Annotated in this window: 7 protein-coding genes; 6 read left to right on the top strand and 1 reads right to left on the bottom strand. The window is 32.2% G+C overall.

Going from position 1 to position 15,347, the window contains the following annotated elements; translation table 11 throughout:
* The first annotated feature begins 12 nt into the window (after window positions 1–12).
* Window positions 13–1,005 carry a rhamnogalacturonan acetylesterase gene (locus prwr041_RS13020; RefSeq protein WP_237072250.1) on the top strand — a complete coding sequence of 331 codons (993 nt, stop codon included), beginning with the start codon at window positions 13–15 and terminating at the stop codon, window positions 1,003–1,005.
* Between the two features lie 50 nt (window positions 1,006–1,055).
* Here prwr041_RS13020 and prwr041_RS13015 read toward each other — a convergent pair whose 3' ends face one another.
* On the bottom strand, window positions 1,056–1,868 hold the full coding sequence (locus prwr041_RS13015) for a Cof-type HAD-IIB family hydrolase (RefSeq protein ID WP_207154217.1): 813 nt from the start codon (window positions 1,866–1,868) through the stop codon (window positions 1,056–1,058).
* 1,772 nt (window positions 1,869–3,640) lie between these two features.
* Here prwr041_RS13015 and prwr041_RS13010 point away from each other — a divergent pair.
* The 5 genes from prwr041_RS13010 (at window position 3,641) to prwr041_RS12990 (ending at window position 15,280) form a co-directional block, all read left to right on the top strand.
* Window positions 3,641–4,582, top strand: coding sequence for a TraB/GumN family protein (locus prwr041_RS13010; RefSeq protein WP_207154216.1), 942 nt, complete (start codon window positions 3,641–3,643; stop codon window positions 4,580–4,582).
* A gap of 1,239 nt (window positions 4,583–5,821) precedes the next feature.
* A complete protein-coding gene (locus prwr041_RS13005) occupies window positions 5,822–7,393 on the top strand; it encodes a hypothetical protein (protein WP_207154215.1) in 1,572 nt (523 codons plus the stop codon).
* Window positions 7,374–9,278, top strand: a complete 1,905-nt coding sequence (locus prwr041_RS13000) for a hypothetical protein (RefSeq protein WP_207154214.1) — start codon at window positions 7,374–7,376, stop codon at window positions 9,276–9,278. Before prwr041_RS13005 ends, prwr041_RS13000 begins: the two co-directional genes overlap by 20 nt.
* Window positions 9,265–10,089, top strand: a complete 825-nt coding sequence (locus prwr041_RS12995; protein ID WP_207154213.1) for a hypothetical protein — start codon at window positions 9,265–9,267, stop codon at window positions 10,087–10,089. The genes prwr041_RS13000 and prwr041_RS12995 overlap by 14 nt, the downstream gene beginning before the upstream one ends.
* Window positions 10,082–15,280 carry a DEAD/DEAH box helicase gene (locus prwr041_RS12990; RefSeq protein ID WP_237072249.1) on the top strand — a complete coding sequence of 1,733 codons (5,199 nt, stop codon included), beginning with the start codon at window positions 10,082–10,084 and terminating at the stop codon, window positions 15,278–15,280. The genes prwr041_RS12995 and prwr041_RS12990 overlap by 8 nt, the downstream gene beginning before the upstream one ends.
* Window positions 15,281–15,347: the final 67 nt, after the last annotated feature.

Genomic DNA, 15,347 nt, shown 5'->3' with positions numbered 1-15,347 from the left:
AAACTGTATACTATGAAACGAATCATAAAATTATTATTCCTGTTTGCTATTCTTATGGTGATGATGTCGGCAGATAATCATCATCCTGTTATATATATAATAGGTGACTCTACAGCTGCTGAGAAAAGCGATTTCCAAAACAATCCAGAACGTGGATGGGGCATGGTTCTGCAAGGATTCTTCACTGAAGACGTTACTGTGAGCAATCATGCTGTAAACGGTCGTTCAAGCAAGAGTTTCATTGATGAGGGGAGATGGCAGAAGGTGCTTGATGAACTCAAACCTGGCGATTACGTTGTTATTCAGTTCGGACATAATGATTCAAAGCCTTCACCTGATCGTCATACAGATCCAGGTACAACATTTGATGCAAACTTGGAACGATATGTTAATGAGACAAGAGCAAAGGGTGCTACACCAATATTGATGAGTCCTGTTGCACGCAGATCTTTTTATAATGTCGTTGACACGGTTACTGAAGATGAGGCTTTGCGCAGCGTTGCCTATGGCGATGAAAAGATAAATAGTGATACTCTTGTAGACACTCACGGAAAATACAGGCTATCGGCGTCTAATGTGGCTCGTAGACTAAATGTAGCTTATGTTGATGCCAATGCCATAACAACAAGGATAGAACAACAATATGGCATACAGGGTAGTCGTTATCTTCACATGTGGTTGAAACCTGATGAGTGTGCTGCTATTCCAAAAGGAAGGAAAGACAATACACATTACAATATATATGGAGCAAGAGTTGTTGCTGGAGCATTGGCAGATGCAATTGGTGAGGTTATTCCTGAACTCAAACCTTACATTAGGCATTATGATTCTGTTGTGTCTACGCAAGGTCGTGGTAATCATCTCACTTTACAGGAGGCAATAAACGCTTTACATTCTGGAAGAACTTATAAAATATTGGTTCTTGACGGGACATGGAAAACTCCTAAAATACCAAAAGGTGTGAAAGTTGAAATAGATAAATACAGTTCTGTACAAATTCAATAAACTAAAAAACGCGAGTGTAAAACTCGCCTTTTTATATATTGTATAGTCTACTATTCACCAAATATGAATTTGTCAATAACATGTGCCACACCATCTTCCTCGTTTGAATAAGTGATGAAGTCTGCCTTGGCTTGTATATCTTCAGCTGCATTTGCCATAGCAACACCCAGACCAGCAAATTCAATCATGCTAAGGTCGTTATATCCGTCACCGCAAGCAATAATCTCTTCTTTTTTGATGTCAAGCGTTTTGATTAGTCTGTCGAGTGATTTAGCTTTATCTATTCCGAGAGGTACACATTCAAGGAAGCAGGTAGCCGAACGATATATATTCATCTTGCCTTCAACTTCCTTTGCCAGTTTTAATTCCAATTTGTGAAGTAGGGTAGGTTCTCCCACGATAAGGCATTTATTAATCGGGTAAACAACTTGTCCAAGAAAGTCATCATATTGTATAACAGGCATCTGGTTTATAAAAGCCTCGTAAGCAACGTATTGATCATCTTTTTTGCTAGTAGCGATGCTTTCGCCTTGATATGTAAGAATAGGCATATTGTTATTTGTAGCAGTTTCGTATAGCTTTGGGACAAGATTCTCGTCAAGGATTTGTTCAAAGACCACATTCATATCTTTGCAGCTAATAATCTTTCCACCATTGAAAGCCAATATGTAACCACCATATTCTTTCAGGTTCAGTTCATCTGCTAGGGCAGTAATGCCATAAGTAGGTCTTCCTGAAGCCAAAACAACTTTTATTCCGTTTTCTTGTGCACGCATCAGAGCTTCCTTTGTCTTCGGAGTTATCTTCTTTTTCTCGTTAGTCAAAGTACCGTCTAAGTCGAGTACAATCATTTTATATTTCATATTCCTCTTTTTGTGACAAAGGTAGTGCAAACGAGTGGAAAGTCCAAATTAAAATTGATTTTAATTGGGGCTCTCCCGAGTGCAGCCTACTTTCAACGTAGTTAAAGTATGCAAGTCGAAAACAATACAAAATAAAAGTCTCTTTTATTTTTATTACATCATGTGAATTTCATCCTCACCTCAATATACCTCAAATAAATTTGGTTATATTTCGGTTCGTCGAAATTTGTTTAGACGCAGCCTACCTTATTTAAAGGTAGTGCAAATGAGCGAAAAAGCAAAATTAAAACAAGTTTTAATTTTGTTATCCCGAGTGTAGCCTTATCTTCAACGCAGTTAAAGTAAGAAGTCGAAGACAATACAAAATAAAATTATGTTTGGTATTTATTTAGTCTCCTCCCTAAGTTTACAAAGCCTTCCCTTATGTAATTTAAGTTTTTAGCTACGCAGCTACGTCATGTCTTGAATAGCCTTTAAACAAAGAGAACTGTGGAAATTAAACAGACCATTTAGCTACGACAAGCTACGTTCTAGCTACGTCATGAAAGAGTGTTTCCATATAGAAATGGATGTTTAAAGTAAAATAAGAGGTGATTTTATAACAAGATAAATATATTAAAATACTAACAATTTACACGCGCGCGTACTAGGCGTTTTTGAAAATAAAGTGTCGAAGAGTCAATGAACTTATAATCAGTACTTTAGACTTGTTTTAAGTGTCGGTGAAGTGTCGGCTAAGTGTCGGTAAATTCTACGTTATATCAATCAAACATAAAATCGCCTATATAATAATGGTGAATTTGCATATCTTCCATCAAACATAAGATTTACCGACACTTAGCCGACACTTCACCGACACTTATTTTTGGTTTAATAGCTTAGTAATCAACATGTTGACACTTCGACACTTTATTTTAGAAAACTCTATGTAGAGAATTAAAAATTTTACCATAATTATAGTAGTCTTATTTATCAAGCCTATCATATCATATTGCTAAAATAACTTTAGTTTATTGTGTTTCGTTTGTTTTAAATCTATGCATTTGTGTCACTAATTTGTTTTTGCAAATCAGGACATTCGTTTCTACGATAAAACAGATCTGTTTCTACGACATAACGTTTCCATTCCTACGATATAAAGTTTCCATAGTATCGATCAAACGTTTGCGTTTCTATGATATAAAGTTTGTATTTCATCGATCAAACGTTATTACTAGTCGTTACATGGTCTCTATATTTAGTGCGAATTTAGTCACGCATTTTTGTAGATAAAAAAACATTTAATTTAGTGGGCTTATTCAAAAATATATATTATCTTTGTATTTCATAATACTTTAATAGCAAATTCTATACTATCATAGATATTGCTAATGTATTATTAGTTAACGAATTAACTGCTGAAAAAAGTAAACCTGAAGAAACAACTTATGATGAACTTGAAAGACAATATGATGATGGTCACTTCTCTCTGGGTAGTGAAAAAGTCTTTGAACTATTTAGTTTGCTCAATGTTTTGGAGAAAAGTATTTCTCCCACAACCTTTAGTGGTATCTGGGTAATTATATTGCCCTCGATTTAGGATGACTTTAACAAGACCATGAACATACTTACAAAGTTTGCCGCTATACTTCCTTTAACTCAGCGTGTGCATAGTACTTGAAAGTTATAATCACAACCGATTATTAATGCTAATATTGTAGATAAAATTTAATTCTTATATACCTAAAATTATGAATATGTTTTTTAGAAAGTGTTTTATAATCATTTTAGTAATGATATCAAACAACTTATTTGCTCAAACTAACTTGAACACTAATACAGATACGTTGTCGAATAAGGCTGGTTTTCTTTGGGAAATAAGTGGTAACGGATTAACAAAGAAATCCTATTTGTTTGGAACATGTCACGGAGATGGTTATAACTTTACAAAAGAGGAGATCTTTAAATTTAAAGGGCTTGCAGATGTTTTTCAAAAAGCGGACGTTATTGGTTTTGAATCAACGATGGAACCAAAGCCAAAGCATAACAAAGCAGCAGATATGTTGTTTTATAAATGGATAAGAAATCCAGATCCTAAGTATTTGATGCCACGTGGAATTTATTATAAGCGTCTTTGTGACAGCCTAGCCGAATTTCGAGAAATTGATAAATACTTAGCCGATAAGATGTTTGATACAGAATATTGGAAAAAGAAACCAAGTTATTGGGTTTCACGAATAGCTTTATCGGAATTTGTAAAGCAAAGAGCTGGCATACAAATGGTAGATAAGGTTTTATATAACGAAGCTATCAAAACTAAAGCTAAAATTATAGCCTTAGATGATGATGCAGTCCAGTTGTCTCTTCTTCATTTATCTATGAATGTCGGCAATGGTCTAGATACAGTCTCTTTAAAGAAACAAGTTAATATTCTTTATATATGTATTCATGCATTAAATTTAATGCCTGATCATCCTTTTCAAGAATTAACTAATTTGTATTTAGAAAATGATTATTATAAAATGGAAAGTTATTTTGATAAATCACCAATTCCAGAATCTAAAGAGGAAAAAGAAATATTAGTACGTGACAGAAATAAAAAATGGGTTCCAATTATCGAAAAAAATATATCTAACCATGCTTGCTTATTTGCATTTGGTTGTAGGCACATGATGGGAGAATATTCTATCATCAAGATGCTTCGTGATCAAGGATACACAGTAAAACCTGTTTGATGATTGTAAGAACAAATTAGAAAAAATAAATTAATATGAAAAGACAAATGGCTGTAATTAATAACTCGAATTATCTTTCTAGAAGGTTTTGTGGTATAGGCATCGCACTATTTGTACAAACATCCTTTATCAGCAATTATGATTATCATACAGTAATATTTTGGATTAAAATATTAATTTGCGTTACTCTATGGTATTACTCTTATAGGCTAAACCAAAAATAGCTGCGCTAAATATTCAAATAAAATCACTTTAATATTACTTCTTATTTTGCGTTTCATCGTAATAACGCAATTTATGACGTAGCTAGAACGTAGCTTGTCGTAGCTTAAATACATACTTCTTTATCGCTGATTGCTTTGTTTAAAGGGGATTCATGCGATGACGTAGCTACGTAGCTAAAAAAAACAAAAGCGTGGGGACACTCCTTAAGTCCATTTTGAAGCAGGTACTTATTGATGTATCCTCCATTTTGGAACAAAAAACAGTGTATGTATCCTATGTTTTGAAACAAAAACAAGCCGTTGTATCCTCTGTTTTGGAACAAATATGTTTGACAGTATCCTGTGTTTTGAGAAATCAGCTAGAATTCCGCAAGTATTTTCATGCATAAAAGCGTCTATGTTTATGATGCAACTTCTAATGACACTATTTGCATACATCTTCATGATGAGCTACACGATAAAGACCATCCCATAAATCAACAATAGTTGTCCCATTAAGAAAAGGATATTTCGGATATTGGGTCTATTAATAGCTCATTTGATATCTTTTTTGTTAATTATTCAATTGTAATTACTCTAAAAATACAAGGTGTTTCTAAGTATTTTGTAGTCCATATTTTTTCGCCAATAGAATATAGGTAATTTAACAATACTACTTTTTATATTCCAATGATTTAATGCTATTATTATGTAATTTATAGCTTGTTTTTTACGTTTTAATAATAATTATTATTTATTTTCAATAATATTTCATATATTTGTGCTTTAAACGTAAATTAATGGACTAAAATTTTAAAGATGTGGAAAACCAACTTGAATGTGATAAAAAATAGACAAGATTCTTACATGTTTTTGCTCTAAATATTTAACGAGTAATTTTATCAAAAATTTTGCAAGTTAATATTATAAAGGTATAGTTATTGATTGTAATTGCTATCTTTGCAGGACTATACATGGAAGCGTTGCTATTTTATAACCTTTAATAATATAGTATATTGAAAAATAAGAGAAAATAATGACTGATCCATATTCAACTTTGGGAAAATTCGTTCTTGATACCTTCTTTGCTGATGACAAAAGGGGCGAGGTTATATTCCCTATCATAGATGAATACTACATAAAACAATTCTGCAAAGTCAAAAAATGTAGTATAAAAGACTTCTTTGATTCTGTACATAGCTGCCAGAGATTTTATAATATATCTGGATGTTCGAGTATAGAAGAAATATTAGGTATTATTGCTATCCAAATGTATGCAGCATCAAAGATGGATACTGCAGATGGTTTTTCTTCTTCCAACTTCAGAAATAGAATATGTGATAATGATGTCTTAGATATAAAAGTTAATGATTGGCAAAAATGGGCTTGTGAGAATCAGGATGATATTTGGACACGATATTATGAGTGGTGTAATGACAAATCGTTTATAATAACCAACGTATGCGAACCAACAACAGGAATTTATAGGTATGTTCAATACCCCAAAGTACATTCTTCTCTTATTCTTAACCGCCAAGATCTAAAAAGTATTGCATACTTATTTATCGAAAAATGCTTAAATCCCAATGAAGACTTGAGCGAACATGAATTTTGGTCTTTAATTGGTATCAGACATGAAAAAACATATTATTCTAGACGAGCTATAAGAATTCTTTCTGATGACCGAAGTCGTGCTAATGAGCAAATATATCAATATTTTTTGTCGTGGACAGGTGAATATTTAAAACCTACTTGCTATGGAGTAAGCAAAGAGTCAATAGTTTCAGAACCAAAATATAATATAAACTTGTATTATGATAATGAAAATTGGTTTATTGATGTACTGAGTATATATAATGGAGAGTTAGTTGAAGAAATTCAGTTAAAATCTAGACTAAATTTTGATTTTCTCAAACCATATTATAATATGAAACGCAGTAATGTAATAGTATTCCAAAAAGATCCTGATTATGATAATTGGTGGAATGAAACTAGATATATTGATGACTACAATGCAGACGCATTATTGCTTGAATATATAGGAAATGGTGCTAGATATTTAGGTAGAAATGTTGTTGCATCCATTGGATTATTTAGAATTATAAGAATAAATCCAAAATATGAATTGTATGAAAAATTTTACGGTGAAGAGCGTCCATATTCTATAGTTGGAGGCTTTAAGCTTAGACCAAACACATATATAGTTGGGGCTCCACCAATATTGATAACTAAAGTAGCATTAGCATTTTGGATTGATGGTGTTAGGTACGATTCGCATACTGAACAACAGACGCATACTTTTGATTTAAAAAAAGGAAAGCACCAAATAAAAATTAAAGGTTATAAAGTAAAAGAATTTACATTAGTTGAAGATAATATCGATATCATTCCATGGAATGATAATAAAAGATGGGATCTACAAAACAAACGGCCATACTGTTGGCAAACAACTAAAGAAGGGTTAGTTGTAGGCTTAGATTTTAGCAAGTATTCATATATATCAACAATAACTCCACTTAGAAAATGGTGTTCTGATATATTATATCGTAAAAATAATATTAATTATCTAATCAAAGAAAAAAACAAATATGGAAATAGAAAGTATTAAAATAGTTGGAATTGCTGAACCATCGAGTTCCAATAATGCAAGAATATCTGTAATAGGCTATTTAGATACGGATTGGAAGTTTAATCACCTTACACCATCAGAGGCAGTTGAAATGTTTCCTAGTCAAGGTCGAGTTTTTGCCCCACATTTTCAAGGAAAATGTCCCAATCTTGTTCATAAATGTGTATTTCTAGGTGTTCAACATTCAAATAATAATGGCAAGGATAATTATATTTGGGACTGGAACAATGGTATAGTTGAAGAATATGGTATACCTATATTAGATGTTAGAAATACTATATCAACCGACATTGCACAATCATATGATGAATTGAAAGCTAAGTATACTAAAGATGGCGCATTCTATATTGGTGTAGATAAATATGTTTATAAGATAGATGAAAGTATTAATAGACATTATATTTCTAGGTGGAAATTAAACGATTTAATTGATAGTGATTTTGATAATTTTGTAACCGCTGATGATAGGCATTATTTCATTATTAAAGACACTATTTCTTTGAAACCAGAATATGTTGATATGATGTCGAATAAGACCTTGTGCTGTTGGATAACTGGAGAAGTGCTCAAAAAAACTTGGCTTGAATTAATTGGGGGTGGTAGTTCTGATAATTTAATGCTAGCAATAAGAGAAGTTATAATTGGTATAAAGGGGACGCCAAAAATTATAATTAATTCAAGAATTAATAGAGTTAGTGAAATTGTTGACGATTTCTCATTTTCTTATGAGAAGTTAAAGCAGTTAGTTGCAAGTCCAATTATGAACCAGCTTATTGAACGATCTGTGGAAGCCAACTATCAGCATTATATTAATGAAGAAGGTGGTAAATTTACAAATGCATTTAAACAATTTAAAATAGATAATGAGCAAAAAATTATAGATGCAAAAGCAAGAACAGAAAAGAAAATAGCCGAAATTAATATTCTTGCAGAGAATGCTCAAATGGAATTAGGAAAGGCTAAGGTTAAGTTATTAGAAGAAGAACGTGTCTTAAATATCCATATTAAAGACCAGATTTCAACTATTGAAAAAAACGATGCAATTATTAAACATCAAGCTGAAATTTTTAAAAGGTTATCAGATAACAAACAAGAAATAGTCAGAAACTTTGGAATGGTAAAAGATGTTTTTTCAATATTTAATAATTCTAATCTTGAAAAAAAATGTGTTCAAAATATCTCTACACATTCCATACGAACTATTGACTTAGAAAGCGAAGTAATTAAATCGGATGATAATTTCATATTGCGATTAAGTCATTATTTGGAATGTAACAATAGATTGCCTAATATATCTAAAAAAATATTTGGACTCTTAGTTGGTTATGACGTGTTGTTATTTTCTGATGGAAAAATCGTCGCTAGTTTGTTGAATGCAATCGGTTGCTGTAAATATTTTATGTTTAATGTAACGCCTGAGGTTCGTTCTTTTTTTGATGTATGGAACAATGGGTTTGAGGATATTGTTAGACTTTCATCTGAAGAGCCAACAAAATTACATTTCTTTGTCATGCAGAATATAAATACATCTTATATTTCTTGCTATTTACAACCTATTGTAAATATGATAACAGGGTTAGAAGACACCTTTCCAGGAACGGACATTAAATTTCCAGGAAACCTCAGAATATTATTAATTTCAACTGATGAAGAAGGATTGCCACTTGCCAAACAATGTATAAGCAATTTTGGTTGTCTAACTAAAACAAAATATACAATAAATGAGTGCAATGAAGGACATTTTAATAGAATGAAACCTGACAATAATGGATACCTGAGCGCTATACAAATAATGCAAATACGCGAAAGTTCACCTTTGATTTCAAGTGATTACGAATCATATTTAATAGATGATGAATACTAATTTATATAAAGCCCAAAGTCTTTTACTCGGATGGATGAGTTTTAAGGGACTAGTGAGTTATAATGTTATTAAGTCTTATTGCAAATATTTGAATCAGCAATATCACTTAGGGGAAGATGAACGTCCCGCCTGGAAAATTTTTATGCCATTGTTTATTCAAGGTAATATAGATACAATTGGCGATGGAAAATTTAGAGTTACAGAGCCTTTATTAATAAAGGGGAAATGTGGATATGTCTACACAAATATTTTTAATGAAAAATACCAAGATGAGACAGATTTTCCTTTTGTTTATTATTCAAATGTTAGACCCAAATATGATTTTTCTATTGAGTATACATTTTACGCTAAGTCTATTCTTAAAAGCATTCCTTCAATAGACAAAATAGTTGATAATTTTAATAGACTTACTATAAATGACTTTACAAACTTCGATTTTAAATGTAAAAAGAAAAATATTGGAATTGCAAAACGGATAGATTCTACTGCTTACAATTACTTTATTTACCCGAACAGAAAAATTGTATCTATTCCAAGTTGGGATACTGCTCCAGAAGCTAATAATTTAGCTTTTTGTTATAGTAGAGTTATATGTGAAGAGTGTAATGGTTCTTATAGTTCTGAAAAAAATGTTTTAAGAGTAAAAAAAATCCACTTCCCAATAATTTTATATCGGATTTTACTCATTGAGTCCATATTGAGGGGAGGCAAACCTACTCGTGACTTTGATTATTATATATTTGATAATATTTCGAAAGAAATTGTTGAAGAGTTAAATAAAATATTATGTAAATCAATTTCATATGAATGATCCTATAAAAATATATGAAGACTTAAAGGAAACCTATTTAAAGTATATTAATAGTGCTATTCCTTTCTTTGATGAACACTATAATAGTGAGAGACGTGATTTGATGTCTGAAACAGGAACTATATGCAAATCACCAATTGTTGAACTTATCCCTCAATATAAAGGCAAAGCCTCTATAGATGAATTCTGTTGTAAGGAAAATATATCTAATGATTTGTCGGAATTCGTACAATGTGGTCTATTTTATAATGATAAATCTGAAAAAAGAGTTTTATATTCACATCAATATGATTCTCTAAAGGAAGCTTTTATTAATAGAAAAAACATAGTTGTAACGACTGGTACTGGTTCTGGTAAAACAGAATGTTTTATTCTCCCTATTATTGCAGATTTGCTAACAGAATCAAAAAAATGGGGAAGTGAGCGAACCAGGGCTATGAGAACAATGATTCTGTATCCGTTAAATGCTTTGGCTGAGGATCAAATGATTAGGCTTCGTAAATGTCTAAATAGTCGTAGAACTAATAATAAAGGAGCATTAGATTGGCTAGATAGGAATCGTCAAGGGAACCGGTTTTATTTTGGTAGGTATACTGGCAGTACTCCTGTTAGTGGTAATAGTGAAAATACAAAGAATAAGTTGCAATATGAAAAAAAACAACTTGAGGTTGATTGGGAAGCTGCGAATTTAGCGGCACAAAAGTCTGAGAATACAGAATTACTCTATCATGTGCCATGTATGGAATGTGACAATGGTGAAATGTGGAGTCGTCAGTCTATGCAAGATAATTCCCCAGATATAATGATAACAAATTATAGCATGCTTAATGTTATGTTGATGAGGGAAATAGAATCACCTATTTTTGAAAGTACAAAGCAGTGGCTTGAAGAAGATCCTAAACATGTTTTCCATTTGATTATTGATGAATTGCATACATATTGTGGAACATCTGGAACAGAAGTTGCATATCTAATAAGAGTTTTATTAGACAGATTAGGCTTGACACCAGATTCTCCTCAGGTTCAATTCCTTGCAACAAGTGCATCTCTAGAAATGAATGATCAAACAAAAGATTTTCTTTGTGAGTTCTTTGGTCTTAACAAATTTGACTTTGAAGATCGTTTCTGTATATTCTCAGGAGATGAACAATCTATCCCACAACAACCTATGACAAAATTGCCAATTGACGCCTTAGTTCAGTATGCTGACCCGAGTAAGACTGAGCAAGAAAAAAAAGAGACACTATTGCATACGTTGCATTGTAAAAGTTTTTATGAAGTTTCTGAAAAATATAGTTTAGACAAATGGATTATATTTTCTATGTATGGTGATAATGGTAAAATTGCAGCTACAGATATAATAAACATGGCAACACGAATGGGAGTGTCAGGAAAGAATGCTTTACTATTTGTTGCTTCTGTACTTAAGATTATTTGTAAATCTAAAGGTAATAAAGGGTTTATTTTACCAATTAGAGTACACTTCTTTTTTCGTGCTATAAATGGTCTATGGGCTTGTTCTAATCAAGTCTGTGATTGTGTAAGCCAAGAAAATAGATTTAAAGGACGATTACTAGGAAAATTATATAAGAATCCACGCTCAATTTGTAGTTGTGGACATTCTGCATTAGAAGTAATCATATGTGAAAGTTGTGGAGAGGCATTTTTAGGAGGTTATATTGTTAATAAAAACGGTAAAACGTATCTTAGTGCTGATATGCCTATCGGCAAGGCCATGTATGGAGTTCTTTGGAAGGGTCATGTGATTTCTGAAGAAGAATGGGTGAATGTTAACTATAATAGTTTAACTGGAGAATATAAAAAAGATAAGCGCGGAGAATATCTCCTTCGGATTCAAAAATCAGAGAATGAAACCAAATTTCCTGTAGTTTGTCCACAGTGCGAAGTAAAATATAAAATTACTGATCAAAATAGCATCACACCATTGAGAAGACATAGCGTAGGTTTGCAAAAAGTAAATCAAGTTTTAGCTGACTCTTTAATAAGATCAATGAAAAATGCTAAGGATGAAACGGCTAAAGTTATTTTGTTTTCTGATAGTCGTCAAGCTGCGGCAAAGTTATCGGCAGGAATAGAATTAGATCATTATCGTGATGTTGTTCGGTGGCTTATGCTTCATGCTTTGAAAGGCGATGACGAAGTTATTAATTTCCTAAAACAATTTCAGGCGAAAGATAGAATTATACAGTCTAGAGAAGAAAACGATAAAATGATAGCTCTTAGTAATAAAAATATATATGCTAGTTTGATCCAAATGATTCGGAGTAAACGCTATGGATTAACTGAACAAGAGGCTATAGAACTAAAATTTAAGTTTAAAAATATTGAAAATATAGGTTTCCCATATATAACTTCTGATGTGTTTAGTGGTCTGTTAAAAATTGGAACTAATCCGGCAGGGCCTAAACCTTCTTTATCTACTAATTTATTTTCAGGAGCATGGTGGAATTTGTTTGATTTCAAAGAATATAGAAAAAAAGATGGTCTAGGAGATTATGCCGAAGAATATTATAATAAAATTTGTCTTGCAAACAGACAGGAACTGCTAATTAGTTTGTTTGCTAACAAGAAAAAATCTTTTGAAGCGATGAAGTTGGGATATATTTCTTGTATTCAAACTAATAATATGGATAATCGACTAGAGCAACTTATAAATTCTACTGTTAGAATTCTTGGAGAAAAGCGGAGGATCACAGGATATGATTCAAAGTATCCAACTCCAAAGTCCTTCCCTATGTCTGTTAGAAAGATGATTAATTCTATTTATGGTAGTAAACATGTGAGGCAAATAATAGAATTACTGAAAGAGACTATGCGTGGTATGGAGATTCTTGATAAGAATTACATACAGCTAACAGGTAAGGGAATCGCATTTGTTAAATCATACTTGGGAATGGAATATTGGATATGTCCAATATGTAAAACAGTACATCTTCAGCCATCAAATGGAATCTGTACCAATTGTCAAAGTAGATTGACAATTCATAAAACTATAACAGCACAAGACTTACAGGATCCTCAAGATTATTATTTGTCGTTGGTAAATGATACAAATGATATCTATAGATTACATTGTGAAGAAATGACAGGACAAACTTCTAAGTCAGACTCGCGTAGACGTCAGAGATTATTTCAAGATATTTTTCTTAATGATGAAACACCAATTGTTGATGGTATTGATTTACTTAGTGTCACCACCACAATGGAGGCTGGTGTTGATATTGGTTCTTTATCTGTAGTTATGATGGGTAATGTGCCACCACAACGTTTTAATTATCAACAACGTGTAGGTCGAGCAGGGAGAAGAGGTAACCCACTAGCAGTAGCGTTGACTATAGCAAAAGGAAGTAGTCATGATCAGACACACTATCAAGAACCTGAACGCATGGTGTCTTCCTCTCCAAAAGATCCTTATCTTGAGGTTAGAATAAAAGAGATCGCTGAAAGAATTATTTATAAGGAAGTGCTTTATCACGTATTCTTGAACTCTCAAGTTTCTTCCGCAAATGATAATATTCATGGTAATTTTGGAAATGTTTTTGATTGGGAACCAACGAATAAGCTTATTGCTGAAAAATGGATAAAATATCATACTAATGAGATTAAACATATTATTGAGGTTGTAACAAAAGAGACTCTTATAACAGATAATGATAGGAAATCTATTTTGAAAAATATGCAAACTGAGTTTATTGGTAGAATATCTGATATTGCTTCCAGCACTGACTTTACTCAAGATTCATTGAGTGAAAGGTTGGCCAATGCAGGTATGTTACCCATGTTTGGATTTCCTACAAGAACAAGGAACTTATATTTGAACAAACCTGACAAATTGCCGGCTGAAGATATCGTTACTAGAGACTTAGACATGGCTATTAATTCTTTTGCTCCTGGGCATGAACTTGTAAAAGATAAAAAGATTTTTAAGGCAGTTGGTGTGGCTGACTATAAATACAATCGCCAAAATATGGTATCTTTGAAAGAAAATAGTCTAAATGTTTATCGTAAACCACTTTTTAGATGCAAGAATTGTGGCTATTCTACTTTATCTATAGAGAGCGATAAAGCCACATGTCCTATTTGCTCGAAACCTATGGAGAGAATAAATGTATGTTCCCCTTTAGGTTTTTGCGTAGATTATAATATGGAGGCTAAGGACTTTAATGGCTCTTTTGATTGGTATACTCCTAATAGTGATATAAAACTAGACTGTGAAGATCATCTTGAAGATTGTTCCCCAGTAAATAATTTGCAGATAAGAAACAATATAGTCCCAGACCAGGGGTTAGTTCACCTTGTAAATGACAATAATGGTAAGCTATATAATTTTGGATTAAATAGCGATGATATTTGGATATCTCCAGATGCATATCCTCAGGAGATAAAAGACTCTTTGCCCTTAAAATCTAGAAAGAAATTAGCATTTGTTGTTACAAAAACTACTGGGGTTATGACTCTTGGCTTTATCGAAGTTCCAGACAATATATGTTTAGTACCATTATCAGAGAATGAGAACTATATTGCGGTTAAGTCTGCATTCTATTCTTGGGGGTATTTATTGCGAAGATCTATTGCAATATATTTGGATATAGATACAACAGAGCTAGAAATTGGCTATGGCATTTCACCTGTCACTCATAAGCCAGAAGTCTTTATAGTTGAAAAACTTGAAAATGGTTCTGGTTACTGTAACTATTTAAGTGGCAGAAAATATCCAAATATACCATTTGACGCAATGATAAAACCTTTATTAGAAGGTGGATATTTGTATGAACATTTATTAAATTCTCAGCACCGAGATAGTTGTTTATCATCATGCTATGATTGCATTAGAGATTATTCAAACCAACAGAACCATGCATTGTTAGATTGGCGCTTAGGGCTTGATTTAGCAAGACTATCAGCTAATGATGCTGCGGAAATTAGTTTTAATGTAGATTATTGGAAAGATATGCTTGACAAAAATCTTGTATATCTTTTGCGCAAAAGACATTTTAATATTAAAAACAATGGCGAACTTTATTTAGCCTACGATGAGAACTCTCAAGTAAGAGGAATAATTGTGCATCCATTATGGTCTGCTGAATATATTAATCGTTTGTTAGATAAATATAATATAGGTAATATTGAAATCATTTCAATATTTGAATTGACAAGATCTTTGTATTAGGTCTTAACTAAGAAGATAAAGACAAAAAACGTGAAAGTTGACGTGAAGGAGCTATCACCCCGAAAGG

Origin of the sequence: Prevotella herbatica, assembly GCF_017347605.1 — a bacterium.
Taxonomy (GTDB): Bacteria; Bacteroidota; Bacteroidia; order Bacteroidales; family Bacteroidaceae; genus Prevotella; species Prevotella herbatica.
Note: the sequence above shows the minus strand (reverse complement) of the source record. Positions and strands in the feature narration are given on the sequence as shown.